26 protein-coding genes and 2 pseudogenes are annotated in these 26350 nt (G+C 39.7%); 16 read left to right on the top strand and 12 right to left on the bottom strand.

The genetic code is table 11. The annotated features are described in order from the left end of the window. The first annotated feature begins 76 nt into the window (after window positions 1–76). From JOC76_RS07215 to JOC76_RS07200, 4 genes are all read left to right on the top strand, one after another. Window positions 77–1078: an AI-2E family transporter gene (locus JOC76_RS07215; protein WP_205176914.1), complete on the top strand. Its 1002-nt coding sequence runs from the start codon at window positions 77–79 to the stop codon at window positions 1076–1078. A 90-nt stretch (window positions 1079–1168) separates the two neighbouring features. After that, window positions 1169–1402, top strand: coding sequence for a group-specific protein (locus JOC76_RS07210; RefSeq protein WP_205176913.1), 234 nt, complete (start codon window positions 1169–1171; stop codon window positions 1400–1402). Between the two features lie 15 nt (window positions 1403–1417). After that, entirely contained in the window at window positions 1418–2383 is a 966-nt protein-coding gene (locus tag JOC76_RS07205) for a cation diffusion facilitator family transporter (protein ID WP_205177016.1), read from the top strand. A 67-nt stretch (window positions 2384–2450) separates the two neighbouring features. Then, window positions 2451–2873: a hypothetical protein gene (locus JOC76_RS07200; protein ID WP_205176912.1), complete on the top strand. Its 423-nt coding sequence runs from the start codon at window positions 2451–2453 to the stop codon at window positions 2871–2873. 331 nt (window positions 2874–3204) lie between these two features. Here JOC76_RS07200 and JOC76_RS07195 read toward each other — a convergent pair whose 3' ends face one another. Next, window positions 3205–3717, bottom strand: a complete 513-nt coding sequence (locus JOC76_RS07195) for an acyl-CoA thioesterase (RefSeq protein WP_205176911.1) — start codon at window positions 3715–3717, stop codon at window positions 3205–3207. A gap of 124 nt (window positions 3718–3841) precedes the next feature. Here JOC76_RS07195 and nadE point away from each other — a divergent pair, with 124 nt between their 5' ends. The 5 genes from nadE to JOC76_RS07170 all read left to right on the top strand — a co-directional run bounded on the left by nadE (window position 3842) and on the right by JOC76_RS07170 (window position 8724). Then, entirely contained in the window at window positions 3842–4663 is an 822-nt protein-coding gene (nadE, locus tag JOC76_RS07190; RefSeq protein WP_205176910.1) for an NAD(+) synthase, read from the top strand. 224 nt (window positions 4664–4887) lie between these two features. After that, a complete protein-coding gene (locus JOC76_RS07185; RefSeq protein ID WP_205176909.1) occupies window positions 4888–6318 on the top strand; it encodes an amino acid permease in 1431 nt (476 codons plus the stop codon). Window positions 6319–6443: 125 nt separating this feature from the next. Then, window positions 6444–7280, top strand: a complete 837-nt coding sequence (locus JOC76_RS07180; RefSeq protein WP_205176908.1) for an amino acid ABC transporter substrate-binding protein — start codon at window positions 6444–6446, stop codon at window positions 7278–7280. Next, a complete protein-coding gene (locus JOC76_RS07175) occupies window positions 7267–7965 on the top strand; it encodes an amino acid ABC transporter permease (protein ID WP_205176907.1) in 699 nt (232 codons plus the stop codon). Before JOC76_RS07180 ends, JOC76_RS07175 begins: the two co-directional genes overlap by 14 nt. A gap of 24 nt (window positions 7966–7989) precedes the next feature. Then, window positions 7990–8724 (top strand): amino acid ABC transporter ATP-binding protein, encoded by a 735-nt coding sequence (locus JOC76_RS07170; RefSeq protein ID WP_205176906.1) that lies wholly within the window; start codon window positions 7990–7992, stop codon window positions 8722–8724. Between the two features lie 48 nt (window positions 8725–8772). Here JOC76_RS07170 and JOC76_RS07165 read toward each other — a convergent pair whose 3' ends face one another. The 3 genes from JOC76_RS07165 to JOC76_RS07155 form a co-directional block, all read right to left on the bottom strand. Next, window positions 8773–8949 (bottom strand): hypothetical protein, encoded by a 177-nt coding sequence (locus JOC76_RS07165; protein ID WP_205176905.1) that lies wholly within the window; start codon window positions 8947–8949, stop codon window positions 8773–8775. 145 nt (window positions 8950–9094) lie between these two features. Further along, window positions 9095–10612, bottom strand: coding sequence for a flotillin family protein (locus tag JOC76_RS07160; protein ID WP_205176904.1), 1518 nt, complete (start codon window positions 10610–10612; stop codon window positions 9095–9097). 26 nt (window positions 10613–10638) lie between these two features. Further along, window positions 10639–11208: an NfeD family membrane protein gene (locus JOC76_RS07155; RefSeq protein WP_205176903.1), complete on the bottom strand. Its 570-nt coding sequence runs from the start codon at window positions 11206–11208 to the stop codon at window positions 10639–10641. A gap of 1034 nt (window positions 11209–12242) precedes the next feature. Here JOC76_RS07155 and JOC76_RS07150 point away from each other — a divergent pair. Together JOC76_RS07150 and JOC76_RS07145 are read left to right on the top strand one after the other, a co-directional pair. Then, window positions 12243–12953, top strand: coding sequence for a response regulator transcription factor (locus tag JOC76_RS07150; protein WP_205176902.1), 711 nt, complete (start codon window positions 12243–12245; stop codon window positions 12951–12953). Next, complete coding sequence (locus JOC76_RS07145) at window positions 12931–14304, top strand: HAMP domain-containing sensor histidine kinase (protein ID WP_205176901.1); 1374 nt, start codon at window positions 12931–12933, stop codon at window positions 14302–14304. Before JOC76_RS07150 ends, JOC76_RS07145 begins: the two co-directional genes overlap by 23 nt. Before the next feature lie 30 nt (window positions 14305–14334). Here JOC76_RS07145 and JOC76_RS07140 read toward each other — a convergent pair whose 3' ends face one another. After that, window positions 14335–15096 (bottom strand): (S)-benzoin forming benzil reductase, encoded by a 762-nt coding sequence (locus JOC76_RS07140; RefSeq protein WP_205176900.1) that lies wholly within the window; start codon window positions 15094–15096, stop codon window positions 14335–14337. A gap of 147 nt (window positions 15097–15243) precedes the next feature. Here JOC76_RS07140 and JOC76_RS07135 point away from each other — a divergent pair. Together JOC76_RS07135 and JOC76_RS07130 are read left to right on the top strand one after the other, a co-directional pair. Then, window positions 15244–15834 (top strand): annotated as a pseudogene (locus JOC76_RS07135) (IS607 family transposase). Then, window positions 15831–16975: pseudogene (locus tag JOC76_RS07130) on the top strand (RNA-guided endonuclease InsQ/TnpB family protein). Before JOC76_RS07135 ends, JOC76_RS07130 begins: the two co-directional pseudogenes overlap by 4 nt. 224 nt (window positions 16976–17199) lie before the next feature. Here JOC76_RS07130 and JOC76_RS07125 read toward each other — a convergent pair. From JOC76_RS07125 to JOC76_RS29885, 5 genes are read right to left on the bottom strand one after another with little or no spacing between them, the layout of a single operon-like run. Continuing rightward, window positions 17200–17958, bottom strand: a complete 759-nt coding sequence (locus JOC76_RS07125; protein WP_205176899.1) for an ABC transporter ATP-binding protein — start codon at window positions 17956–17958, stop codon at window positions 17200–17202. Then, window positions 17955–18653 carry an ABC transporter permease gene (locus JOC76_RS07120; RefSeq protein ID WP_205176898.1) on the bottom strand — a complete coding sequence of 233 codons (699 nt, stop codon included), beginning with the start codon at window positions 18651–18653 and terminating at the stop codon, window positions 17955–17957. Before JOC76_RS07120 ends, JOC76_RS07125 begins: the two co-directional genes overlap by 4 nt. Window positions 18654–18695: 42 nt before the next feature. Beyond that, on the bottom strand, window positions 18696–19562 hold the full coding sequence (locus JOC76_RS07115; RefSeq protein WP_205176897.1) for an ABC transporter substrate-binding protein: 867 nt from the start codon (window positions 19560–19562) through the stop codon (window positions 18696–18698). After that, window positions 19559–20092 (bottom strand): substrate-binding domain-containing protein, encoded by a 534-nt coding sequence (locus tag JOC76_RS29890; RefSeq protein WP_239557590.1) that lies wholly within the window; start codon window positions 20090–20092, stop codon window positions 19559–19561. The genes JOC76_RS07115 and JOC76_RS29890 overlap by 4 nt, the downstream gene beginning before the upstream one ends. A 23-nt stretch (window positions 20093–20115) precedes the next feature. Then, entirely contained in the window at window positions 20116–20496 is a 381-nt protein-coding gene (locus JOC76_RS29885) for a helix-turn-helix domain-containing protein (protein ID WP_239557589.1), read from the bottom strand. 251 nt (window positions 20497–20747) lie between these two features. Here JOC76_RS29885 and JOC76_RS07105 point away from each other — a divergent pair, with 251 nt between their 5' ends. Continuing rightward, the gene (locus tag JOC76_RS07105) at window positions 20748–21410 is read left to right on the top strand and encodes an FMN-dependent NADH-azoreductase (RefSeq protein WP_205176896.1); all 663 of its coding nucleotides are present in this window, start codon (window positions 20748–20750) and stop codon (window positions 21408–21410) included. Window positions 21411–21793: 383 nt separating this feature from the next. Here the strand turns inward: JOC76_RS07105 and JOC76_RS07100 are convergent, their stop codons facing one another. Continuing rightward, window positions 21794–22576: an undecaprenyl-diphosphate phosphatase gene (locus JOC76_RS07100; protein WP_205176895.1), complete on the bottom strand. Its 783-nt coding sequence runs from the start codon at window positions 22574–22576 to the stop codon at window positions 21794–21796. A gap of 193 nt (window positions 22577–22769) precedes the next feature. Here JOC76_RS07100 and JOC76_RS07095 point away from each other — a divergent pair, with 193 nt between their 5' ends. After that, entirely contained in the window at window positions 22770–23528 is a 759-nt protein-coding gene (locus JOC76_RS07095; RefSeq protein ID WP_205176894.1) for a DUF4931 domain-containing protein, read from the top strand. 254 nt (window positions 23529–23782) lie between these two features. After that, complete coding sequence (locus tag JOC76_RS07090) at window positions 23783–24952, top strand: FtsW/RodA/SpoVE family cell cycle protein (RefSeq protein ID WP_205176893.1); 1170 nt, start codon at window positions 23783–23785, stop codon at window positions 24950–24952. Between the two features lie 344 nt (window positions 24953–25296). Here the strand turns inward: JOC76_RS07090 and JOC76_RS07085 are convergent, their stop codons facing one another. Further along, window positions 25297–26265 carry an ABC transporter substrate-binding protein gene (locus JOC76_RS07085; RefSeq protein WP_205176892.1) on the bottom strand — a complete coding sequence of 323 codons (969 nt, stop codon included), beginning with the start codon at window positions 26263–26265 and terminating at the stop codon, window positions 25297–25299. Window positions 26266–26350 lie beyond the last annotated feature (85 nt).

Genomic DNA, 26350 nt, shown 5'->3' with positions numbered 1-26350 from the left:
ACTGTCTATTTAAGGATAAAATTTGATATAATGAGCAAATGATACTAGTAAATTTAATGGGGTTAAAACAAAATCTATGATTAATAAACTTTTTCAGAGTAGCAGCTTTAAACGAATTTCGATTTTTATTCTTATTGCACTCATTTTATATGCGATGAGATCAATGATGAATTTAATTTTACTTACGTTTATCTTTACTTTCTTAATGGATCGGTTAGTGCAATTCATTGAAAAAAAAATACCGCTCAATCGCCGGCTAATTGTCGTGCTCTCGTATGCCTGTATTGTTGGTTTACTTTCCTATGGTGTGGTCATGTATTTGCCTATGATCATTCAGGAAATAACCGCGTTAATCAAACAGATAACGGCTTTTTACACGTCTAAGCATGATAACTTGGTTTTAAGTTATCTCCACAACCGGCTCGAAGAAATTAAGATTTCGAGTTATCTGGAGCAAGGGGTTACTTTTTTAATTAAGTATTTTACAGACATTAGCAGTGTTACCGTGCAAGTGTTATTGGCTTTGATGCTTAGTATCTTTTGTTTATTAGAAAAGCCGCGGCTAATTGAATTTACTAAGAAATTTAGAAAAAGTAAAATTGCTTCAATTTATGAAGAAGTGGAATTTTTTGCAGGTAAATTTGTGGGGACGTTCGGTAAAGTCATTGAAGCACAATTAATTATTGCGATTGTGAACTGTATTCTAACCACGATTTTCCTATGGATATTAGACTTTCCGCAATTGGGCGGTTTGTCGATCATGATTTTTATCTTGGGGTTAATCCCTGTTGCCGGAGTTATTATTTCCTTAATTCCGTTGGTGATTATTGCTTATAGTATTGGCGGATTAATGAAGGTTCTTTATGTGGGCATAGCGGTTATGATTATTCATGTGATCGAGGCCTATATCTTAAATCCAAATTTGATGAGTTCCAAAACCAATCTTCCTGTCTTCTATACATTTATTGTCTTGATTTTCTCAGAACACTTCTTTGGGGTATGGGGGTTAATCGTTGGCATTCCAGTGTTTGTGTTCCTTTTGGATGTATTAGAAGTGACAGACCATAAAAAAGTGTAAACAAAAGTCCAGTACATTATTGGGCTTTTTTCTTTTCGAAACTTTTCTGCTATCCTAAACGTACATACATAATGGAGGAGGAAGAAACAAATGAGCGAATGTAAATTGAATCACTCTCTAGAAGATGTGAAAAATAAATATGAATCACAGATCTCTTTTTTACCTGAAGACATGAAGGATTTATTTAATCAGTTTTTGGGTAAAGAACATACACAGGAACTTTTGAATGAAGTGTTCCATTTATTGAAAAAATATGATTTAGCATCAACCGAAGAACAAAATGAGAGGAATAACCGTTTATATTTAGTGTTAAAAAATGTTTAAAGAAACGAGGATATGATGGTAGAAATTTTCCAATTATTAAAACGAGGGAATAAATCAGCATTTCTTGCTGCCATTATCAATACTATTATTGCGATTATTAAAGGTGTGGCATTTCTGTTTACAGGAAATGTTGCGATGTTTGCTGAAACGATGCACAGCCTTGGTGATGCGGCGAATCAGTTGTTTGTCTTTGTTGGTTCGGCTTTAAGTAAAAAAGCTCCGACAGAAAAATATCCGAATGGCTTTGGTCGTCTGGTCAACCTTGTTCTCTTAGGGGCCGTGTTAATTGTAGGAGTTATGGCATTTGAAACGATTAAAGAGGGATATGCTCATATTATTCATCCTACAGAGTCGAGTGGATTTTTAATTAATATTGGTGTTTTAGCTTTATCTACCTTGCTTGAAACCTTTGTTTTGTTTAAAGCCATGAAGGAAATTTTGCACGATGTTGAGGTGGAGGCAAAAGGATTGAATGTTTTCGCTAAAGCCTTTGCTAATTTAGGACGGGCTAAACCGGCGACCAAGCTTGTTTTTATGGAGGATTCGGTTGCGACTTTAGGTGGTTTGTTAGCGATTATTGCGGTTGTTTTATCTCACTTTACTCCTTTACACCAATCCGAAGGGATTGCTTCGATCTTAATTGGGGCGATGATGCTCTTTGTCGTTGGGAGGGTCTTTTTAGATAATGCCGCCGGTGTGATTGGTCAAGCTGATGAGGAAATGGAGAATAAGATTGGGGTGCTCGTTATGGAGGACCCGGATGTGAAGGATATTCAAGATATTACTGTTATTAAAGAGGGAGAAGATTTCCACGTTGAATTGGAAATCGAAATTGATCCTAAATTAACGGTAGCTGCGGCCGATGATATTAAGGACCGTATCCATGAAAAAATTATGTCCGAAAAAGGGGTCGTCGATGTCACGATTGAGATAGATGAAGCCGATGATATCATGACCTGGAATAAACCGAAAGCAACTTAACAAAAAGATAGTGTAATTGGAGTCCAATTCGGACAGGTTCTTGAGAAAACCCGAGGCCCTTGTCTGAATGAGAGGGCTATTCCGACAAGGGAGAGAGAAAACCAAGGGCCTTATTGTCCGAATTGGGTCCGTATTCGGACAGCATGACTTAGAAATCCCGCAGAGCTGTCCGAAGTCCAGCCAAGTTCGGACAGCACAATCCAGAAATCCCGCAGAGCTGTCCGAAGTCCAGCCAAGATCGGACAGCACAATCCAGAAATCCCGCAGAGCTGTCCGAAGTCCAGCCAAGTTCGGACAGCACAATCCAGAAATCCCGCAGAGCTGTCCGAAGTCCAGTCAAGTTCGGACAGCACAATCCAGAAATCCCGCAGAGCTGTCCGAAGTCCAGCCAAGATCGGACAGCACAAGCCAGAAATCCCGCAGAGCTGTCCGAAGTCCAGCCAAGATCGGACAGCACAAGCCAGAAATCCCGCAGTGCTGTCCAAAGTAAATTATAGTTTACTACACTAAGTTGTTCTAAATAGTTGAAAATCATGGTTGACACTTTTACACATTTAAGTGGACTTGACTAGAAACCCCAAGAGCCTTGTTCGAATGAGAGAACTATTAGGACAACAAAAACAAGAAAATCACCCGGGAAAGTCCAAAAGCAAACCCCATTTAGCCAGGCTAAAATAATAAACAAAAAAAGAATGGCTCGGAACTTTTCCGGGCCATTCTTTAATTCGTAAAAAGTTGTGATAAATGGGCGAGTTCAATCCACCTACATGGTGACCAGACAAATCGCTCCTAATCATTCACATATCCTACAAATACTTTTCCTATTCCCAAGGCTTATGTGTAGTTAACACCCTGGCATATTCTTTACTATTTTTGCGATGTTCCTTCCGCTTTTCAGCGCGGCCTTTTCCTGTCTCATACAGTTTTTTCTCTTCTTCCGTTTCAGGAATAATCGCTGGAACTTTTGTTGGTTTTCCATTCTGATCTAAGGCAACAAAGGTTAAAAAAGCAGTAGCCGCTATCTTCCGCTCACCCGACATCATATTTTCCGCAATTACTTTGGCGATGACCTCCATTGAAGAAGTTCCGGTAAAAGTAACAAACGTTTCAATACAAACCGAATCTTTTGGTGTAATTGGACTTAGGAAATCAACCGAATCAATGGAAGCAGTTACACACTCTGCTCTAGAATGCCGTACAGCCGAAATCGATGCAAGCATATCAATATCACTGATCAGTTTTCCTCCAAACAAAGTATTATGGTTATTTACATCATTAGGAAAAATTCTACTTGTCCTGATCACTCTTGTTTCATTACATGTTTTGGCTTCCATACAATCCCTCCAATTTTGTCACATTTATTTTGCCCACATACTGAATTTTCTTCTTTCTTTTTAGTGAAACCGAGCTAAATGTGGTACATTACATATATCAATAAATTGGGCAGGAGGTCAACAAATGAGTTTACAAGCACAAATTATGAAAGACTTAAATGTAAATCCAAGCATTAACCCAAAGGAAGAAATTCGCAAACGTATAGATTTTTTAAAAAATTATTTGTTAAAAACAAAAGCAAAAGGTTTCGTATTAGGGATCAGCGGCGGACAAGATTCCACATTAGCAGGACGGCTGGCGCAGCTCGCTGTTGAAGAATTACGAAAAGAAGGAACAGAGGCTCTGTTTATTGCCGTCCGATTACCATATGGCGTGCAGCAGGACGAGGAAGATGCGCAGCGTTCATTAACTTTTATCCAAGCGGACCGTGAGGAAGTTTTTAATGTCAAGAGTGCAGTAGATGAAGTACAAACTGAATATGACGCAACCATCAAAGGGGAAGCCCTACGAGATTACCATAAAGGGAATGTAAAAGCGAGAATGAGAATGATTGCCCAATATGCAATCGGTGGAATGGAAGGTTTGCTTGTCATTGGGACGGATCATGCCGCTGAAGCCGTAACTGGTTTCTTTACGAAATATGGTGATGGCGGTGCGGATCTCCTGCCACTTACAGGTTTAACTAAGCGACAGGGGAAGGCCCTTCTAAAGGAACTTGGCGCCGACGAACGTCTATATTTAAAGGTACCTACTGCCGACCTTCTAGACCAAAAGCCAGGACAAGCCGATGAGACCGAATTAGGCATTACCTATGACGAACTTGATGATTATCTAGAAGGAAAGTCGGTGTCACCGGAAATTGCGGAGAAAGTTGAAAAACGCTACATTATCACGGAGCATAAACGAAGACTTCCAGCAAGTATGTTTGATGAGTGGTGGAAATAAATTAATCAAAAGCATCGCATTTGCGGTGCTTTTTCAATGGTGAAAATAGTCCTCTAAAAACAAATGTTTGAGGGTACTCTTATTTTTTTATGCTAATGCTTTAGCGAGATAAAATTTCCCATTGACTAACATCTGAATTGGTCTTATATTTGATGAGGTTAATTAATGTATATACATCTAAAAAAGCTATTTTATTATAAAAGCTCATCAAGGAGGATCACACCATGGGCAAGTCAAATAAATTAGGACTTTGGGTTTTAACAGCTCTTGTCATTGGAAATATGGTCGGTTCAGGAATCTTTATGCTGCCGCGTTCATTATCAGAAGCAGCCAGCCCGGCAGGTGTTATTTTGGCGTGGCTCGTAACAGGATTTGGTGTTCTGATGCTGGCTCTAGTGTTTGGAAGTCTGGCCATTCGGAAACCGAATTTAACAGGCGGACCTCAAATCTATGCAAAGGAATTGTTTAAATCAGGTTCACATGCTTCTATGCTTTCAGGATTCATGTCAACATGGGGTTACTGGATTGGGAACTTAGCCGGGAACGTGGCGATGATTACAACCTTTGCCGGCTATTTATCAACCTTCTTTCCCATCTTAACGAGTGACGCAACCTGGTTTACGGTTGGAGGAATTACTCTTAAAGTTGGCAACGGCCTGACATTCCTTGTTTGTTCTATTTTGCTTTGGGGTACACATTTTATCATCTTACGAGGGATGGAAAGTGCCGGAAAATTGAATTTCCTCGCTACAGCTGCTAAGGTCGCTGGATTTGTCTTCTTTATTATTGTTGGTCTGTTTGCGTTTGAAAAGAGCAATATCCTGCCATTGATGGCACCAAGAGTGGACGGGGCGGGACATGCTATCGGATTATTGAGCCAAATCAACGGTGCGGCGGTTAATACATTATGGGCGTTTATTGGTGTTGAGTCTGCCGTTGTATTTGCTTCCCGTGCCAAGAGACAAAAAGATGTAAAAAGAGCTACGATGTTAGGATTATTTATTGCGCTAGGGATTTATATTGGAATTAGCACTCTTGTGATGGGGATGCTGGACCAAAACACCTTAATCCATTCAGATAAACCATTAATTGATGCGATTCAAACCGTCTTAGGTCCAATCGGCGGCAAATTATTAGCTGGTATTGGATTGATTAGTTTATTTGGTTCCACCATTGGCTGGCTAATGTTAAGTGCAGAAGTACCGTACCAAGCAGCGAAACAGGGATTATTCCTTCCTGCTTTCTTAAAAGAAAACAAAAAAGGTTTGCCGGTGTTTTCGATGATTGTTTCCAACGGTTTAGGGCAGCTATTTATTTTTTCAACGGTATCAAAGTCCATTTCAGGTGCATTTGACTTCGTGATTGTTATTGCGACATTAGCCTATTTGGTGCCATATCTAATTTCATCTGTTTATCAGCTTAAACTAGTAATAACCGGAGAAACGTATCAAGCAGGAAAGCATAGAATCTCAGACGGGATAATTGCGGTGCTAGCTACGATTTATTCCATTTGGGTGATTGTAGCAGGAACGGCAGATTTAAAGACATTTATGTACGGAATGATTCTGCTTGCAAGCGGTATTCTTTTCTATCGACCGATTATGAAGAAAAAAGACTCCGCTGAACTCAAATCCAAAAAAGCTATATCTGCTTAGCCTATCAGATTTTTCTGATAGGTTTTTATTTTGAGGAAAAGGGTAAAATAACGATACTCGATTTGTGCCATAGTATTAAAATGACCAAGTCCGATAAAGTTGATATGATCTAGGGGGTTTGACACATGAAAAAACTAATGGTTATTTTTGCACTGCTCCTCAGTTTTATGTTCGTCCTTTCAGCCTGTGGCGGCAAAGACGAAAAAGAGGACCAAAAAACGGCAGTCAATACGAAAGATAAAAAAACAACAAATAATCAAGATTTATTGAAGACAATCCAAGATGATGGAAAAATTACAATTGGAACGGAAGGTACATATCCACCGTTCACCTACCATGATACCAGCGGAAATTTAACTGGTTTTGATGTGGATTTAGCAAATGAAGTGGCTAAGCGCCTTGGTGTGAAAGCCGAGTATAAAGAAACCCAGTGGGACGCGATGTTTGCTGGTTTAGACGCTAAGCGTTTTGATATGATTGCGAATGAAGTGGGGATTCGTCCTGACCGTCAAGCGAAGTATGACTTTTCGGACCCATATATTACATCAACGGGTGTCCTTATTGTCAATACAGCCAATACGAAAGTGAAAAAGTTTGAGGACATTAAAGGCTTAAATGCGGCCCAATCACTGACTAGTAATTACGCCACTACGGCTAAAAAATATGGAGCCAATATTGTTGGGGTCGAAGGTTTCCAACAGGCCGTTGAATTGCTAACACAAAAACGAGTCGATGTGACTATTAACGATAAGCTTACTTACTTGGATTATAAGAAACAAAAACCAGATGCACCGATTAAGATTGCCGCAACAGCAAATGATGCAGCGACAAGCGGTTTTATGTTTAGAAAAAATAGTGACACACTCGTAGCTGCGGTGAATAAAGCCCTTAAAGAGATGGTGGATGACGGCACTTATAAAAAAATCTCAGAGAAATGGTTTGGTGAAGATGTACTTAAATAGTATTTTTGCTGATCCGGAAAGAACAGCTAGGTTAGTCGATATTGCGAAGAGTTCCCTCCAGCCTCTCCTGGAGGGGGCTGTTTTTTATACCATCCCGTTAACGCTGATCACTTTTGTCGTCGGGATGATTTTGGCTGTTCTGACAGCATTAGCTCGAATCTCACATCTGAAAATTTTACAAATCATCGCCAGGGTCTATGTTTCAGCCATTAGGGGTACTCCATTGTTAGTTCAATTATTTATTATTTTTTATGGACTTCCTAATCTCGGCATCACCTTAGATCCCTATACCTCTGCTGTTATTGGCTTCTCGTTAAGTGTCGGAGCTTATTCCTCAGAAATTATTAGGGCAGCCATTTTATCGACACCTAAAGGACAGTGGGAGGCAGGCTACTCGATTGGCATGAGCTATTCTCAAGTATTAAGAAGGATTATTCTGCCGCAGGCGGCAAGGGTATCTGTACCGCCTTTATCAAATTCATTCATTAGTCTTGTCAAAGATACCTCGCTTGCATCATTGGTGTTAGTAACCGAGATGTTTAGGCGTGGTCAAGAGATTGCTTCCACCAACTATGAATTTTTACTAGTATATTCAGAAGTAGCACTTATTTATTGGGTGATATGCTTTTTCCTTTCCATTCTTCAAGGATACTTGGAAAAGAGACTGGGTCGTTATGGGTCTTAATCAAAGGAAAAAGGGAGTGTTTTTATGATACGCATACAAGGTTTATACAAGCAATTTGGTCAACTGGAAGTCCTAAAAGGAATCAATTTAGAAGTGGAAAAAGGCAAAGTAGTTGTGATGATCGGACCATCCGGTTCCGGGAAAACAACCATGCTCCGCTGTTTAAATGTTCTTGAAATACCTACTAAAGGTATCATATCGATTTCAGGCCAGAGCTTAGATTTTTCAAAAGAAGTTCCGAAAAAGAATATTGCTTCCTTTCGCCGTTTAACGGGGATGGTGTTTCAGAACTATAATTTATTTCCCCATAAAACAGCCCTTGAAAATGTGATGGAGGGTCCGGTGATTGTGAAGGGTGAAAACAAAGAGTCGGCCAAGAAAAAAGCGCAGACCCTTTTAGAAAAAGTGGGACTGGCGGATAAGCAGGATTATTATCCGGCTCAGCTTTCAGGCGGTCAGCAGCAGCGTGTAGGAATCGCAAGGGCACTAGCGATGGAGCCGGAAGTGATGCTGTTTGATGAACCAACCTCTGCACTTGACCCAGAATTAGTCGGTGAGGTGTTGAAGGTGATGAAGGACCTTGCAGCAGAAGGGATGACGATGATTGTCGTGACCCATGAAATGCGTTTTGCCCGCGAAGCAGCTGATGAAGTGATCTTTATGGATCAAGGCGTCATAGTGGAACGAAATAAACCAGATGACATTTTTACAAATCCAAAAGAAGAACGGACAAGGAAGTTCTTGAATATGATTCAATAAGGTGCTGTAGCTCTAGTAGGGCTATGGCACTTTATGCCCATAAACAATCTAAAAGAAATGATGGAAAAGACCAGCGATTGCCCTGCCTAAAAGCTGAAAAAAGCCTACAACCAATCTCCATAACAGACCCAGGATTCCTTCAACTATCCATCCAAGGATTTCTTCTATTACATAATGGCCTCCACTGTTCTTCTTCTTTTTTTGCTTTTCTTTAAATGGTTTCATTTGTCATACCTCATTAAGATAGTAATTGATAGTTATATTATTAGAATAGAGGTGCTGGTTTATAAATATAGCTATGACAAAAAAACTTGGCTAAAAGAAGGAATCCATTTTCCAACGGATTCCTGACAAGTAAATGTTAGTGGATTTATTTTTCAGTAGTTTTATCTTCTTGTTTGGTTATACCTTGAGCAATGGCTCCAAGTTCACCTTTTAAGTTATGTTTACCTGAGTAGTTTTCAATCAATTCCTTTAAATCCAAACCAGTTGTCTCTTTTAAGGATTCTTGCAACCCAGTCATTAAATTGGTTACGTTCCCACTGACAGATGAAATTCCTCCGCCATTACCAGAGTCAATCACGGTTACCTTATCAATATTGCCAATCGGTTCAGCTACAGCTTTGGCGTATTCTGGTAACATTTTAATAATCATATCCATAATCGCTGCAGAACCGAATTCTTCAAATGCCTTCGCCTTTTCACGCAATACATTGGCCTCTGCCATCCCTCGTTTTTCAACAGCAGATGCAGTTGCTTCTCCTTCAGCAGCAATGGCTTTTGCTTTTGCAAGACCTTCTAATTCCACTTTCTTCGCTTCTGCCTCCGCTTTGTTGATCTCCTGAATTCTCAAGGCTTCCGATTGATTTTGAATGCGAATCTTTTCAGCTTCCGATTCCTTAACCTTTTTATAATATTCAGCATCTGCCAATTTTACAACATTTGCCGTATACTCTTTCTCTCTTCTGAGAATTTCCTTTTCTTCCAATTCAATTTTCTTTTCACGTTCGACAATTTCTACTTGAATCTCCTGTTGTTTTAATTCTTGCTTCCGTTGAGTGGTTTGAAGTTCAAACGCAATAGCAGCATTCGCTTTGGCTGTATCTTCCGAAATCTTAAACTCTGCCAACCTTAATTCATTATTTTTCTTTGCCTCTGCTACTTCAGCCGCTCTTTCATATTCAGCCGACGTAGCCTCTTTCTTCGCCTGGGCAACTTGGATTCTTTGTTCCTTTTCAGCATTCGCACGAGCCACTTCTGCATCCCGTTTTACCTCTGCCGTACGTTTAGCAGCCAAACTGCTAATGTAGTCGTGGTCATCCGTCACGTGAGTAATATTAAAGGTAACAATTTCAATCCCGAGTTTCTGTAAATCTGTTTCACTTGTTCTTTTTACAGAGGAAGAAAAACTATCCCTATTTTTATTTGCTTCCTCAACGGTTAAGGTTGCGATAATCGCCTTTAAATGTCCTTCTAAAATCTGTCGAATTTGTTGTTCACGATGTTCGGTCTGTACGCCTAAAAAATTCTCTGCAGCGCTAATTAAATTTTTCGTATCGTTATAAAATTTTACCGTTGCTACAGCAGTAACGTTAATGGGAACGTCTTCTTTTGTGACAATCCCTTTTGCTTCAACTGTTAGGTTTGAAGGTTGCAACCTTAATGTACCCATTTTATGTATGATGGGTAATACAACGGCTCCGCCCCCAACCACTACTTTAATTTTCTTACCTTGTTCATCTGTTTCCACGTTTCTGCTGCCCAAAGCACTACCCGTAATAATCATTGCCGTATCCCTACCAACAACCTTATAACGGCTAATGGCATAAAGGATAACTCCTAAAATTACAACTACTAATATGCCAACAATACCAATGGTCGGAAGCATGTAATCCCCTCATTCCTTTTAAAATATTAAACTTTAAAAATATCTGTTTCGTTTGTTCTCTGAAAGACAACAAAGCGATTATCTTTTATTTCCCAAACAATCACTTCTGTGTCTAACGGAATGGCTATTCCATCTCTACTGATTGCTGTTTTGAACATATACCCCAAATCGTGTTCCACTTTTACTTCACCTAAAGAATCCCTTCCTTCCTTAATTTCCATCGTAATAATTCCTTTTCGGCCGACCATATCCTCTAAATCCACCGCAGAAGAACTCTCCATATGTTTCAATGGTCGTAAGAAAAAATAAGAAATAACAAAGGTTAAAACAAAAGCTGTAATAGCAGAAATAATCAAAGTAACAATGGAGGGAAATGCCAAAAGGGCTAACTTTTGAAGCAATAACCCAACCCCACCTAGAAAACTAGCAAACAAGACGACTTCACTTGGTCCAAAAGGTAATACATCTAAATGCCCCGTTAGTGCATCCATGAGATCACCTAATAATAAAATAACGAGTAATAAAATTACCCCACCTATCAATAGATACCAATAAATATGTGCCATAGTGGTTCCATCGATGTGCATAGTCATCATTCACCACCTTCCAAGTTTAAATAGGAAAATACGGAGTTACAAAAGAATGAATGCTTCTAAATATACGTAACTAGATGGAAAATGTTCCCGATTTCATCATAGGATTACTCCATTATATGTAAGGACAATAAAAAAAGATGATAAGCCGAAATCTTTCCCATCTCGTTAACTTCATTTTATTCCTTTTTGTCTGTAATGCTTTAACAGATTTTGTCAAATTATTGTTATTTTTATTTGCGATTAATTTTTTAGAGGAATTAATGCCTACGAGTTCTAGCCATTTATAGGAAATTCTTCTATTAATTTGGCATAGTTAAGTAGAGTTATTATTTTATAAGAAACTTCAAATTTAATACATTAGGGGCCCAGTTATACCAAGGAGCAGAGGAATGAATGCTCTATATAATTTTGTAGCAATATAATCAAATACTCTTCGGGGGAAAAGAGCAACTCAGAACCGTCGAATCAAAAGAACTGAAGAACCTTCGGGGGAAAAGAGCAACTCAAAACCGTCGAAGCAAAAGAAGCAAAGACCCTTCGGGGGATAAGAGCAACTCAAAACCGTCAAGGAAAAGAACTGAAGGCCCTTCGGGGGATAAGAGCATCGCAAAACCGTCGAAGCAAAAGAACCAAAGGCCCGTCGAAGGATAAGAGCAACTTAAAACGGTCGGCAGCCGGACCAAGGCTCCCCATTGCTTCGCCTCCAAAGAATCTCCTCGTTCCTATCTCACCAATAAAGTGTGAAAAAACAACAATTATCGTAAATATATACAAAAAAAGAAGGTGTCCCAACGCGCGGGGCACCTTTTATATTGAGAGGTTAATTTTGGAATGAGTAAGATGGTTGTTGCCATCTACTCTAGATAAAGAACCGATAACCGAAACTATGGGGAGTTCGAAGGTTTATCTTGTCCTTACATGACTATCTTAGCGGAAAAAATTGAAGATGTTATGAAGAACTTGTGGTGAATTTGTGAAGTTACAAAAATCACAGACTAGAGGTGTTATAGTAAGGATATGGGGAGTGATGAATCATGAAAATTTTACTAGTGGACGATGAACGCAGAATAGTAGAAGTCCTCGAAGCTTATTTAGAAAGAGAAGGCTATGAAATCCATAGTGCAGATAATGGTATAGATGCATTGAAAAAAGCGAAAACAATCGAACCTGATTTAATTATTCTTGACCTCATGCTGCCTGATATATCTGGTGAAGAGGTTTGCCGTCTGGTAAGAAAAGAGTCAGATGTACCCATTCTGATGCTGACAGCGAAATCTGCAGAGGATGATCGAATTAACGGCATCGTAATGGGAGCAGACGATTATTTAACGAAACCATTTAGTCCGAGGGAAGTTGTCGTACGAGTGCAGGCCATCCTAAGACGCGTGAAAAAGGTAGACAAGGTTGAACGTCTGGAATTCAATGACAGTAAACTGTCGATTGATTTAGTCAAAAAAGAAGTCACCATAAATGGAGAGTATGTTACATTAACACCTATTGAATATAAGTTATTAACCAATATGGCCGTCAATCCTGGGCGGGTTTACAGCCGAATGGATTTGCTTGAAAAAATTCAAGATGAAGGGATCTATTATGAGGGCTATGAACGCAGCGTGGATACCCATATTAAAAATCTCCGTAAAAAAATAGAGTCAGATACACGGCAGCCTGATTTTATCCTGACTGTTTTTGGAATGGGCTATAAATTTGGAGGGGTCTTAGATGCTGCAAACGCTCCGGTCTAAAATTCTTTTTTATTTAGTCCTTATCTCATTGATTGGCATTCTAATTGTCAGCTTTTTTATTCAATATGGATTTGAAGAAAGCTTTAATAGCTATTTAGACCGTAGCCGCGAAAAGAAGATTGATCGAATTATCACTGAAATTGAGAAAGACTACCAAAAAAATGGTCACTTTACCAGTGATCCGGTCTATGGACTGCTGCATGAGAACGCCATGACGGATCAGTTGTATTTCCAATTATATGATCGATTTGGCAAAATGCAGATGGATACTTCCAGTATTCGCAGCATGTTAAATAGCTTTGGCTTAACTGAACCGGAGCCAGATGGAGAAAAGTGGCACAGTAAGACCTATACTTTGAAGGTTGATAATGCCATCATAGGCAAACTAATTGCCATCTATCCTGAGGGTCCTATTGATAACGAGTACACTTTTATCCAAACCATTCAATTATATATCCTTGCCGCGGTGTGCCTAACCATTTTGTTAGCGATTATTTTTAGTATGGTCTTTTCTAAAAAACTAACCTCCGGGCTAAATAAGCTCTCGTTTGCCGCAAGAGAACTGCAGCAGCATAATCTTGATATCCGGGTCCCATTAGCAGGTTTACCAACAGAGGTAAAGGAGATTGCCGTTTCATTTAATAATTTGGCGGAGTCCTTAGCAAAGGAAGAAATACTTCGCAAGCAATTTACCGGTGACCTGGCACATGAACTGCGTACGCCACTTGCAACGTTAAGAAGTCAAATTGAAGCCTTTCAAGATGGAATTTGGGAGCCAACAGAGCAGCGCTTGCAGGTAAGTCATGAAGAACTTATGCGCCTGGTGCGGCTTGTCAATGAATTAGAAAAGCTGCTTGCGGCGGAGAATCCACAAATACGATTGGAAAAAATGGAATTGGAAGCAGGAAGTGTCTTAGCGGCTTTATGGGAAATGTTTTTACCCATTTTTAAAGAAAAGGGTGTTGGTCTCCAAATCGAAGAACCTGTCCAGGAAGAAATGTTTGAGGCTGATAAAGACCGGCTGATGCAAATTTTATCCAATGTCCTAAACAATGCCTTGAAATATACACCTGAGGGGAAAAATGTGACGATTTCAGTGGTTTCTGACAAAGATGGTTATGTTGGTTTTAAAATTGAGGATGAAGGCTCAGGGATGGCTGAAGATGATATCCCGCATATTTTTGAACGGTTCTATCGGGGCGATAAATCCAGGGACCGAAAAACAGGGGGTGTGGGAATCGGACTCTCAATCGTAAAGGCATTAATGGATGCCCATAAAGGCTTTATTAAAGTAAAAAGCAGATTAAATAAAGGGACAAGTATTACTTTATGGTTCCCGCAAGAAGAGTAAAGACCGTACCTTTTGGGAACGGCCTTTTTTCTAAGTTTCTAACAGTTCTTTGATATGGTAAACCTTCCCGCTTTCAGGAGTTCCGGTTAGCACGAGGTCAACCAAGCGATGTGCAACGGTATCGGTATCTAATAACATATTTTTTTCTTTATATTCCTTGAATTTTTCTAATTCTTTAAAGGCATCTTCGGTGGTAGAACGGATCGTTTCCTGCATGCCTGTATCCATGACACCTGGACTGAAGCCAATAATCGTATGCTTTGTTTCCAAATCTGCCTGTTCGACGGCAGTGGTCTGGGTGAACATATTTAGTCCGGCTTTCGAGCTACAGTACACACTCCAGCCTTCAATCGAGCGAATGGCGGCACCTGATGTAACATTGATAATCGTGACTTTTGTGTTGGTTAAATGGGCTTTACTTAAAAATAAATTCGTAATCAACATGGGTGCAATCAAATTTATTTTAATATTGCGGATGATGGGGGTTTGATCTAAGTTGCCTACCTTTTGGATGGGTTCGATGACACCAGCATTATTAAATAGAAGGATCTCAGTTGGTTGGTTTTCAAATAGACAATGAGCTATCTCCATAAAGACCTCTTGTATTTCTGTTTCTAATGAGAGATTACAAGATATATGTTTATATTCAATTCCTTTGTCCATTGCCAGACTTTTTAACTCTTTATTCTCTGTCCGGGAAACAGAGATGACGGCAATTTGTTCTTGTAAAAGGCGTTTTGCAATACTTTCTCCTAAGCCTTTAGAAGCCCCGGTTATGATTGCATATTTCATCAAAAACTCCCCCTGAAAGCCAGTTTCATTCTGTATATAATCTATTTTATTCTTCCCAAAAATATTAAGCAAATTTAGGAGATATTTAACAGTGACTAAAAACACATACAAATATCTTCAAAAGTAATAAAATTAAAATATGGAAAAATATACAAACCAAAAGAGTTTACATCTATGTTGGGCGTAAGCGTCATTACCCTTCAGCGATGGGATAATGAAGGTAAATTGGTCGCCTATCGAAACCCTAAAGGAAGAAGGTACTATACCGAAACGCAGTATCTTGAATACAGGGGGATTCCAAAGGAAAATAAAGTAGGTAAGACGATCATTTATGCTAGAGTATCCAACCGAAATCAAAAAAAGATTTAGAGAACCAGATTGAGTTTTTGAGGAATTTTGCCAATGCCAAAGGATGGATTGTGGATGATATCCTGAGAGATATTGGAAGTGGACTAAATTACAAACGCAAGAACTGGAATGAATTACTGGACCTGGCTCAAAAGCGAGAAATCAAAACTGTTCTTATCTCTCATAAAGATCGGTTTGAACGATTCGGATTTGAATGGTTTGAAGGCTTTTTGCAAAAGTGTGGAGTAGAAATGGGCGTTGTGAACAATGATACCCTTTCACCAAGAAGAACTCGTTCAAGATTTAATTTCAATTATTCACGTTTTTTCTTGTCGTATCTATGGTTTAAGAAAATACAAAAAGAAATTGAAAGAAGATAAAGAGTTATGAAAAGGGCCTATAAAACGGAAATTGAATTAACTTCCGATCAAGCAGAGAAAGTGAATCAAACAATAGGGGTTTGCCGCTATGTTTATAACTTATATCTGAAAACAAACCAGGAGCTTTACGAAAAAGATAATAAATTTATAAGTGGATTTGATTTTTCTAAGTGGCTTAATAATGTCTATACCAAAGAAAACGACCCTTGGATCAAGAAAGTGTCTAGTAAAGCAGTCAAGCAAGCCATTATGAATGGCGATAAAGCATTTAGAAATTTTTTTGAAGGGAAAGCCAAACTTCCTCGATTCAAAAAGAAGAAAAATCAAGATGTGAAAGCCTATTTCCCAAAGAACAATAAAACAGATTGGACAGTAGAACGCCATCGGATTAAGATTCCTACCTTAGGGTGGATTAGGCTGAAGGAATTCGGATATATTCCAACAAACGCCGAAGTTAGAAGCGGAACGGTTTCGCAAAAAGCAGGCCGATATTATGTATCGGTTTTATGTGAAGTGCCCCCTAAAGAAAAAATGATCAACAACCATGATGGGTTAGGAATCGATGTAGGCATAAAGAATTTTGCGGTTTGCAGCAATACGGATGTTTATGGGAATATAAACCTTCGAGAAAGAATAAGGAAGATAGAAAAAAGCTTAAAACGTCAGCAGCGAAAGCTTAGTCGAAAATATGAAAACAAAAAGAAAGGTGGTGAATCCTGCTATAAAAACATTCAAAAACAAGTAAAGAAGATTCGAAAACTTCATGCTAGATTACCCAAATTAGAAAAGAATATGTCCGTGATGTCGTAACCCGAGTGGTGAAAACCAAACCCTCTTTCATTACGATTGAAGATTTGAACATCAAAGGCATGTTAAAAAACAAACATCTTGCCGATTCCGTTAGAAAACAAAATTTCTATTATTTCCGCACATGCTTGGAACAAAAATGCAAGCAAAATGGGATTGAATTGCGAATCGTAAGTAGATTCTATCCATCTTCTAAACTTTGTTCCTGCTGTGGTCACAAGAAAGCACGTCTATCGATATCTGAGAGAATTTTCATATGTGACCAATGTGGAATCGAAATAGAAAGAGATTTTAATGCGAGTTTAAATCTTAAATATGCCATGGACTATACCATTATCACTTAACGGTAATGTATAGATATAGGGTGGGCTACATCCGAATTAACGCCTGTGGAGAGCCGAACAAACGATAGTAGCTAGCAAGTGGCGAGATCGGGTTCAAAGAAGCAGGAACTAATCTAGCATAAATGAATGATGATATTTGTTTATGTTTTTAGTAGCAGTGAGGTACACTTATTAAAATAAAAAAGCAGTTCTATGACAGAACTGCGCCCCGCTTTTGGGTAATATCAATATAACGAACTGCCCGTTAAGGCGGGTAAGAATTTCTTCCACTCCTTTAGGAAGGATTGAGTGGAAGGGTTAGGATGTTCGAGGACCAGAGGGGTTGGTCCTGATTGCTTTACTTGGCCATTGACCATAATCATAAGCCGATTGGTAAGATAATGAATCTCCATTACATCATGGCTGACAAACACAGCAGTTGTTCTGGATTCTTCGGTAATCTTCTTAAAATCTTCCATTAAGCGGATTTTCGTTGGAAAATCGAGCGCTGAAAATGGTTCATCAAGAAACAGGATTTCCGGTTCAACAATCATGGCTCGGGCAAGATTAACCCGTTGCGCCTCACCACCGGATAAATAAAGAGTATTTTTTTTGGCCAGATGGCTGATTCCAAATAACTCCAGCCACTGTGCCGCCTTGTCTTTTATGATTGATTTGGGAACCTTTCTCAATGTTAACCCAATGGCAATGTTCTGATAGACGGTTCCATCTAAAAGGAGGGATTGCTGCAGAGCCACTGAGAACTTTCTTCGCAACTCGAGCGGTGCATATCCAAAAGGAAGGAGCTGCCCCCGATAAAGTATTTCCCCGCTTGTTTGCTTGTCTAGTAAGGATAGGACCTTAAGTAAGGTGCTTTTTCCTGCACCGTTTGGTCCCATAATCCCAAGAAATTCACCGTCATTTACTTGAAATGCTGGAATATCAAGAATCGTTTTTTGCTGGGCAGTAAAAGTAACGTTTTTCAGCTCCATTAACGGGTTCATGATATTCGCTTCCTTTGCTGGAAAAATGTTAAGGCTCCTGTAATCATTAAGGCAACAGACAGTAAAATGAACGAGAGGGCTAGGGCAATGTCAAAGTTTCCCTTGGAAACTTCCATTACGATAGTCGTTGTTAATATTCGGGTATCCCCTTGAATATTGCCCCCAACCATCATCGCAGCACCCACCTCAGCAATTACACGGCCAAAACCGGCCATGAGGGCTGCTAAAATGGCCATTTTTAATTGTTTGATTAGAATCCATAATGTTTGCAGTCGTGTTGCCCCAAGTGCCTTAATTTGCAATAGCATTTTTTCGCTAATTTGCTGAAAGGCTGTACAGGTAAGGCTTGTTACGATTGGCAGACTGACTAAAATTTGTGCCATCACAATCGCTGTCGGTGTATAGAGCAAAGATAAATCACCTAGGGGTCCTGATCGCCATAAGACAAGAGAAATCCAAAGACCGGCCACAACAGGGGGCATCCCTAAACCAATGTTGATGAACACGAGCAGGAATTTGCGTCCTCTGAAGCGGGTCAATCCGAGCAACATACCAAGCGGCAATCCGATAAGGGTACTGATGAGAATGGACAGTAGACAGACTTTTAGGGTTAGAAGCGTAATCGCAAATACTTCCGGATCCCCGGAAAGGATGATTTCAATCGCTTTTTTTATTCCGTCTAACAATAAGTCCATATCCTATTCCCCCAGGTGATCCATTATGCCTAGTCATACTATTTATTCAGTGTACTTAATAAATAATGAGCGGCCATATTCTTTTTTACCGAAGTTTTCAATCACATCTTGTGTTTTTGGATTAATCATAAATTCAACAAACTTTTTAGCATCTGTACTATTGATGTTTTTATGTTTGTCTGGATTTACTTGCATAACATGGTAGATATTCATTAAATCTTTGCCGCCTTCAACGACGATCTTTAAAGTATCTAAGTTTTTAGCTTGGGCAAGCCATGTAGCACGGTCTGTTAATACATAGCCTTTTTTCTCTGCAGCCACTTGCAGGGTTTGACCCATTCCCTGTCCGGTTGAAACATACCAGGTGCCACTTGGTTTGATATTAACAGTTGTCCAAATGGCAAGTTCTTTTTTATTTGTACCAGAATCGTCTCCGCGTGAAACAAAAGTAGCTTTCGTCTCTGCTAATTTTTTAAATGCCGCATTAATATCATCTCCGCTAACACCAGCAGGATTTTCTTTTGGACCTACTAAAACAAAATCATTGTACATAACGCGCTTATAGTTGATTGCATCACCAGCATCAACTACAGCCTTTTCAGCTGCAGGAGCGTGAACAAGCAGTGCATCTGCTTCACCTTTTGTCCCCATTGCCAATGCTTCACCAGTTCCAACTGCAACCACTTTAACTTTCACATTGTTTTGCTTTTCAAACATAGGGATGATAACATCCAGTAACCCACTGTCTTGTGTACTGGTTGTTGTAGCAAGAATCATTTGGGTAGGTGCTGGTTTGCCAGCTGTTTTTTTCTCTTTCGCTGCTGCTTCTTTGGTATTCGAATTGCCACATGCTGATAAAACGAGAAGCATTAAAGCAAATAAGGCGATTAATAATCGATTTTTCTTCATACAAGTTCCTCCAATTGACCCGTTTGATAGATCATTTTTCCTAAATCTTGAATCGAATAGCCATCTACATCTGTTAGGCTTTCTCTAAAGCCTGAAGACTGTAAAAAATGGATAATAGCCAATAAGTTCTGTTTGTTTTCTGCTGTAAAACGAAAAACAAGATCAAACTTTTCCTGCGCAACTGGCACAAAATCTAGACCTAAGTGACTCGCGGCGGATTGTATGCCAAAGGTCACATCAGCGATGCCTCGGTTGATATGTGAAGCAGCAGATAAATGGGTCCATTCGACACGACCGTAGCCGTTAATCCTACTTGGATTAATCCCATAGTTAAAAAGCATTGAATCTAGTAAAAATCTTGTACCTGCCCCTTTTTGCCGGTTAATAAACTGGACATCCCTTTTGGTTAAATCCGGAAAATCAAGAATCCTTTTGGGATTGTCCTTTGCGACGATGAAGCCTTGCTCTCTGGAGGCAAATCTCATGACCGCAATATCTTCATAAACAAATAGCTGATGGATAAATGGCAAATTATACTCTTGTGAAGTGGGATCTAATAAATGAATTGCAGCATATCACATTGACCGCGGTATAGAATCATTAAACCGTCTAAACTGCCGATAAAGGAAGGTTGGATTTGTATATTCAAAGCGCTTCCAGCTTGTTTGGCGAAATGCTCAACAAGAAAATCATGACTACCGGACAGACGAATCGGTGCAGCCACTATGTTAGTTAAACTGGGAACATGGAGCATTTTTTTAGATGGTGCTTTCATGCTTTCTTTATACCGTTCCAGTTCAGCATGCTCGATTCTCATTTTATTACCTATTTTGAAGGCTTGCAGTTGTCCTCTTTTAATTAGCTCATAAACAGTATGCTTTGAAATTTGAAAAATTTGCGCCACTTCATCGGGAGTATAAGCCTTTTCCTCCATTATTTATGTCAACCTCCTTTTCCTGCTTTATTTTATAAAAAAATTCCTATACCACATGTGACTTTTGTTAAGTGTTGTTAAGTGTTGTTGAGTTTTGTTAAGTTTTGTTTAAGATTGTCATGAATTGTTCATAGGGAAGAGTTAAGTTCTTATTTTCGTCACAAATGTCACGTATTGTTCAATCGTGAGCAAGGGGATTTGTTGTAGTATATTTTATAGAAGGAAAATTTCTGGTTAAGGGAAGGATGTACATGTCGAAACTTTTATATATAACAGCAAACCCTAAAAATAATCTAAAACTATCAAAAGGGATGCAAATCGGGGAAGTATTTTTAGAGGAGTTTAAGGCTGCACAGCCAGATGTGGAAATCGAACGCTGGCACTTATATGATATGGACATTCCTGAGATTGACATGGATCTTTTATACGCACGGGCAAAATTATCATTCATGGGTTATACAAAGGAGCAATTATCAGAGGCTGAACGGAGCAAGCTTGAAAAAATGCATGAACTTGCCGACCGTTTTATTGCTGCGGATTATTATGTATTTGTGACACCGATTTGGAATCTTGGTGCCCCATCAATATTGAAGAAGTTTATCGATAATTTATTTATTGTGGAAAAAACCTTTACGAATACACCGGAAGGTCCTAGAGGACTATTGACCGGCAGAAAGGCGATTCATATTCAAACGCGCGGAGGCATCTATTCTTCAGGTCCAATGGTTGATTTCGAATTTGGTGACCGCTACTTGCGCAAGGTATTCGATTTTCTTGGATTTGAGAGTTTGGACACTGTTGTGGCGGAAGGAATGGATCATTTTCCAAAACAGATTCCAGAAATTATGGCAAAAGCAAAAGAACAGGCAGCTGCAGCTGCTAGAGTTATGGCTGCGGAGGCGGTTATTTTATAAAAAGTCTCTATTAAACGACATTGTTGTTTTTATACTATGTTGATTGAAGCGGAAGGCGCTCGACTCCTGCGGGAGTACGGGGCAGGGGAGACCCCACAGGCCGCATTAGCGCCGAGGAGGCTCCCCGGCACGCCCGCGGGTTTGCTGAGCGCCTGTAGCGGAAATCAACAGCCTTATTTAACAGAACTAATAAAAATGCGACTCATCAATGAGTCGCATTTTCTTTTAATGAATTATGAAAGCATTTTCGACTTCGAGAAATGTCCAGCTTCAGGCGCCATCGGCTCGAGGTCACAAGCCAATCCGTCCAAAAGGTTAAAGAACAACCTTTCGGCCGGCTCGTCTTGTGCTTGTCGCCGAAGTCTAAGCGCCTTACGCTTTTCTTAAAATCTCCCCGTAAACTGAAAGAACAGTACAAGAACCCCTAACACACAAACATAGATGGCAAACGGCTTTAAGGAATGTTTCTTCAAATAGCCAATCATCCATCTGACGGCTACATAACCAAATAGGGCAGAGGCAGCGATGCCGACAAGCAAGGAGGATAGCGAGATGGCTTCGCCTTGTCCTTCGAGTAAATCCTTGGTCTGTAGGACAATGGCCCCAGCAATCGCGGGAGTGGACAAAAGAAATGAAAAGTATGCGGCTGTTTCCCGGTCTAATTTCCGCCAAAGTGCTGCCACAATTGTCATACCTGAGCGGGAAATGGCCGGTAGGATTGCGACTGCCTGAAAGGTGCCAATTATAAGGGCATCCTTATAGGTAATATCGTCCATTTTCTTATACCCGTTTTTGGCAGAATCGGCAAGCCACAGGAATAATCCCGTTATTAAAAATTCCCAGCCGATCGTCACGCCAGTTTTGGAAATTTCATCAATATAATCTTTTAATGTAAGACCAAACACAACCGCAGGAATCGTCCCAATAATTAATAAAAAGGTTAACTTGCTAAACGGCTTTTTTAGAATTTTGACAAATTCGTCCTTATAGAAGACAAACACGGCCAGCAATGTTCCAACATGCAGCATGGTATCAAGCAAGAGCCCCGCTTCTTGTAGACCGAATAGATTTCTTCCTAAGTAAAGATGACCGGTGCTGCTAATGGGCAAAAATTCTGTTACACCTTGGATGATTCCGAGGATTAAGGCTTCCAGTTTTGTTAACATAGAATGTATGCTCCCTCTCATACTAAAATAATCTAAGCCTGTACATTTAATAGATATGCAATGATGACGAATACATGAAATTTTATTGTGGTAAATGAATCAATAAAATAACTGTTACAACAATCAAAATAAGTGCAAATCAACCGTGTTCTCCCATAAAATAGGTATATACTGCCTGAGAGGAGAACGCGATTTGGAAAATTCTCATCTTCATTTTAATACGTCTATCGGAGTCAAGAAGCCAGAAAATATTCGAAACAAAGATCAGGCCTGTCCATTTTGCGAAAGAGACCAGCTGACAGACCTTATTTCCGTCGAAGGACCCATCATCCTTTTAAAAAATAAATATCCTGTCCTAGAAAATGCCTATCAAACGGTTTTAATTGAAACAGATGAATGTCAAGGCGATCTATCTACCTATTCAAAAGAGCATCTCCATCGCTTAATTCAATTTGGACTCACGTCTTGGTTAGAAATGGAGAAAAGCGGTCAGTATCGGTCGGTGCTATTTTTCAAAAATCATGGTCCATTGTCGGGAGGGACGATTGCCCACCCGCATATGCAGATTGTCGGGTTACATGATATTGATTATCGAGAAAAAGCAGCACATGATGATTTTGAGGGGATTGTGATTGCGGAGCAGAATAATGTTCGGTTTACCTTATCCACTAAGCCCCGTGTCGGCTTTTATGAATTTAATGTCCAAATGAAGGATAGTCGTTATCAGGACGAGTTTGCGGAGTACATTCAAATCGCGGTTCACTATATCCTGAATCATTTTCCTTTTAGAGCTACAAGCTATAATGTCTTTTTTTATCACCTGGATGATCAAATATATGCTAAAATTGTTTCTCGCTTTGTAACCACGCCGCTGTATATTGGATATGGAATTCCGCAAGTCCCGAATAATCTTGTTTGGATGGCAGATGATGTAAAAGGAATTTATTTTTGAATAAGTTTAAATTTCGACTTCGAGAATTGTCTAGCTCCAGGCGCCATCGGCTCGAGGTCACAAGCCAATCCGTCCAAAAGGTTAAAAAACAACCTTTCGGCCGGCTCGTCTTGTGCTTGTCGCCGAAAGCTAAGCGCCTTGCGCTTTTCTATTTCAATCATGTAAATAAAACCAGCAGCCGGTTAGAAGTTGAGATTTATATGTTTTCAAAATATAATGGAGAAATGGACAAGATTTTGTAAGGTGGAACACATATGACTTCTAATAGCAATACAACTTCAAAACTGGATTACAACCTGGTTTTTATCTTAATCCTACTTTTTATCGCGAGCTGTTTAGCCATTTATAGTGCCCAAGCGAGCGGGCAGTATAAAGAGAACTTTCTCGTCAAGCAAATTTTCTGGTATGTAGTTGGGGCAGGGATTATTGGGTTCATTATGACCTTGGATTCGGACCAATTAAAAAAATTAACCTGGTACGCTTATGGCTTTGGGATCTTTTTGCTAGCGTTCTTAATTGTTGCGCCATCTAGTATTGCCCCGACCATTAACGGTGCAAAAAACTGGTTTAAGGTACCAGGAATTGGTTCTTTACAGCCATCAGAATTTGTGAAGATTTTTATTATTCTAGGTCTGGCTCGTGTAATTGAACAACATCATTTGAAAAATCCGCTTAAAACCCTGCAATCTGATTTTTGGCTCTTAATCAAAATGGGGATGGTGGTGATGGTTCCGTTAGGTCTCATTATCAAACAGGACTTGGGGACATCACTTGTTTTCTTGGCGATTTTAATCGGGATGGTCTTTATTTCAGGTATTTCGTGGAAAATCTTGGTTCCGATGTTTTCCATTGGCATCATCTTCATTGGGGTCATTTTTTATTTTGTTATCTGGGCTCCGGATCTTTTGGAAAAGTACCTTGGGGTAGGGAGTTACCAGCTTCGCCGTATTTATTCTTGGCTTGATCCCTATAGCTATGAAGGTACGGATGCCTATCAGTTGACAAAATCGCTGCTAGCAATCGGTTCAGGTCAAACAGGTGGTAAAGGCTTCGGCAATCGTGAAGTCTATCTGCCTGAAAGCCAAACGGACTTTATTTTTAGTGTCATTGGGGAAGAATATGGCTTTATCGGTTCTAGTGTGTTGATTAGTTTGTTTTTCTTATTGATTTATCATTTAACCAAGGTCGGAATGGAAACAAAGAACCGTTTTTATACGTACATTTGTGTTGGGGTTATCAGTATGATTACGTTCCACGTGTTTCAAAACATTGGGATGACCATTGGTGTTTTACCGATTACAGGTATCCCGCTTCCATTTATCAGCTACGGGGGAAGTGCGCTGATGGGGAACATGATGGGGGTCGGTTTAATTTTCTCGATACGATATCATTATAAAAAGTATATGTTTTCGACATCGGCATAAAAAGAGCGGACAATTGTTCGTTCTTTTTTTTGTAGTCTTGGAAATGATGGATTTACTACTTGTGTTTTTCAGGAGCCGACCAAGGCGCTTGCTCTTTTGTTCTCGTTTAGGAAATTATAAAATTTTCGCTTGTGGATAGCTGTTAATAAAAAGGACTGTCGACGTCCAGCTCCAGCGCCTAGCCCCTCGAGGTCATAAGCCACTCAGGGAATGAAGGCAAAGTACGCCTTCCTTCCCTGAGCGTCTTATGCTTGTCGGGGCTGTTCAAGGCGCTTGCGCTTTTGTTTCTGAGCTGAAACTAGCAAAAACAGGGCCGCTACAAAGGGCAGCCCTGTTTTAAGATGCTATTTTTTTAAAAAGATTTTCTCGATGTCATCCAGCATCAGATTAGCTGCGAGAACACCGCCAGCTGTATTCCAAATTGGATCACTTACTTTGTGTACTTCGCCCTTTTTAGCCACTTCCAGGTTCTTAAATAATGGATCATCAATCCATTCTTTTTCTAATTCAGAACCTTTTCCATCCCCTGTATCATAGGTGAAATAGAAGAGGATGTCTCCGTCCATCGCTGGTATTCGTTCCTTTGTCACATTTAACTCTGCAAAGTCATTCTTGTCTTGACTTTCCGGACGGGCAAAACCAAGGTCATTTAAAATAACACCAGAAAAAGAATCCTTATGATAGATGCGAACTTGGCCAGCCATAAAACGAACCATAGAGACCTTCATCTTCGTTTTGTCACCAAGCTTTTCTTTTAAAGTAGCAATCCGTGAATCGTAATCTTGAATCACTTCCTTTCCTTTATCCACTTTATTGAGTGCCTTCGCATACAATTTAAAGTTCTCTTTCCAGTCACCGCGAAGTGTCTCGGCAAAAACGGTCGGAGCAATCGCACTTAACTGATCATAGATTTTTTCCTGACGCATTTTGTTCCCAATAATTAAGTCAGGCTTTAAAGCAGCAATCGCTTCTACATTTACTTCACTTTCAAGTCCAACCACTTTTACGCCCTTCATTTTATCCGCAATGTGCTCATACCAAGGATTACCCGTGAACGATTGAACAGCTCCAACAGGTTTCACTCCTAATGCTAAAAGAGCTTCTGTACCTTCATTTGTGAGAATGACGACCCGTTTCGGTGTCCCCTTAATCGTAGTAGACCCCATGGCATGTTCCACCGTATAGCTTTTTTCATCTGTTGTCTTTGGTGTTTCACTTTTTACTGTTGTTTTCTCATCGGTACCTCCGCATGCAGCTAATAAGAATATAGCCATAAGTGAGAAGATAGAGAAAATCATTTTGATTGCTTTCATTGTGTATGTATCCCCCTTGAAAAATAATTGATAATGATTTTCATTTACAATCCAATCATAATTTGCCTTTCAAGCACCTGTCAAC

This window comes from Neobacillus cucumis (assembly GCF_016908975.1).
Taxonomy (GTDB): domain Bacteria; phylum Bacillota; class Bacilli; order Bacillales; family Cytobacillaceae; genus Neobacillus; species Neobacillus cucumis.
The sequence above is the reverse complement of the archived record's forward strand: the minus strand, read 5'-3'. Positions and strand labels throughout refer to the sequence as shown.

What these genes read in the sequence shown, in the direction of transcription:
- JOC76_RS07215 (WP_205176914.1), top strand. Translation starts at nt 77, where the DNA reads ATGATTAATAAACTTTTTCAGAGTAGCAGCTTTAAACGAATTTCGATT.
- JOC76_RS07210 (WP_205176913.1), top strand. Translation starts at nt 1,169, where the DNA reads ATGAGCGAATGTAAATTGAATCACTCTCTAGAAGATGTGAAAAATAAA.
- JOC76_RS07205 (WP_205177016.1), top strand. Translation starts at nt 1,418, where the DNA reads ATGGTAGAAATTTTCCAATTATTAAAACGAGGGAATAAATCAGCATTT.
- JOC76_RS07200 (WP_205176912.1), top strand. Translation starts at nt 2,451, where the DNA reads ATGAGAGGGCTATTCCGACAAGGGAGAGAGAAAACCAAGGGCCTTATT.
- JOC76_RS07195 (WP_205176911.1), bottom strand. Translation starts at nt 3,717, where the DNA reads ATGGAAGCCAAAACATGTAATGAAACAAGAGTGATCAGGACAAGTAGA.
- nadE (WP_205176910.1), top strand. Translation starts at nt 3,842, where the DNA reads ATGAGTTTACAAGCACAAATTATGAAAGACTTAAATGTAAATCCAAGC.
- JOC76_RS07185 (WP_205176909.1), top strand. Translation starts at nt 4,888, where the DNA reads ATGGGCAAGTCAAATAAATTAGGACTTTGGGTTTTAACAGCTCTTGTC.
- JOC76_RS07180 (WP_205176908.1), top strand. Translation starts at nt 6,444, where the DNA reads ATGAAAAAACTAATGGTTATTTTTGCACTGCTCCTCAGTTTTATGTTC.
- JOC76_RS07175 (WP_205176907.1), top strand. Translation starts at nt 7,267, where the DNA reads ATGTACTTAAATAGTATTTTTGCTGATCCGGAAAGAACAGCTAGGTTA.
- JOC76_RS07170 (WP_205176906.1), top strand. Translation starts at nt 7,990, where the DNA reads ATGATACGCATACAAGGTTTATACAAGCAATTTGGTCAACTGGAAGTC.
- JOC76_RS07165 (WP_205176905.1), bottom strand. Translation starts at nt 8,949, where the DNA reads ATGAAACCATTTAAAGAAAAGCAAAAAAAGAAGAAGAACAGTGGAGGC.
- JOC76_RS07160 (WP_205176904.1), bottom strand. Translation starts at nt 10,612, where the DNA reads ATGCTTCCGACCATTGGTATTGTTGGCATATTAGTAGTTGTAATTTTA.
- JOC76_RS07155 (WP_205176903.1), bottom strand. Translation starts at nt 11,208, where the DNA reads ATGATGACTATGCACATCGATGGAACCACTATGGCACATATTTATTGG.
- JOC76_RS07150 (WP_205176902.1), top strand. Translation starts at nt 12,243, where the DNA reads ATGAAAATTTTACTAGTGGACGATGAACGCAGAATAGTAGAAGTCCTC.
- JOC76_RS07145 (WP_205176901.1), top strand. Translation starts at nt 12,931, where the DNA reads ATGCTGCAAACGCTCCGGTCTAAAATTCTTTTTTATTTAGTCCTTATC.
- JOC76_RS07140 (WP_205176900.1), bottom strand. Translation starts at nt 15,096, where the DNA reads ATGAAATATGCAATCATAACCGGGGCTTCTAAAGGCTTAGGAGAAAGT.
- JOC76_RS07125 (WP_205176899.1), bottom strand. Translation starts at nt 17,958, where the DNA reads ATGAACCCGTTAATGGAGCTGAAAAACGTTACTTTTACTGCCCAGCAA.
- JOC76_RS07120 (WP_205176898.1), bottom strand. Translation starts at nt 18,653, where the DNA reads ATGGACTTATTGTTAGACGGAATAAAAAAAGCGATTGAAATCATCCTT.
- JOC76_RS07115 (WP_205176897.1), bottom strand. Translation starts at nt 19,562, where the DNA reads ATGAAGAAAAATCGATTATTAATCGCCTTATTTGCTTTAATGCTTCTC.
- JOC76_RS29885 (WP_239557589.1), bottom strand. Translation starts at nt 20,496, where the DNA reads ATGGAGGAAAAGGCTTATACTCCCGATGAAGTGGCGCAAATTTTTCAA.
- JOC76_RS07105 (WP_205176896.1), top strand. Translation starts at nt 20,748, where the DNA reads ATGTCGAAACTTTTATATATAACAGCAAACCCTAAAAATAATCTAAAA.
- JOC76_RS07100 (WP_205176895.1), bottom strand. Translation starts at nt 22,576, where the DNA reads ATGTTAACAAAACTGGAAGCCTTAATCCTCGGAATCATCCAAGGTGTA.
- JOC76_RS07090 (WP_205176893.1), top strand. Translation starts at nt 23,783, where the DNA reads ATGACTTCTAATAGCAATACAACTTCAAAACTGGATTACAACCTGGTT.
- JOC76_RS07085 (WP_205176892.1), bottom strand. Translation starts at nt 26,265, where the DNA reads ATGAAAGCAATCAAAATGATTTTCTCTATCTTCTCACTTATGGCTATA.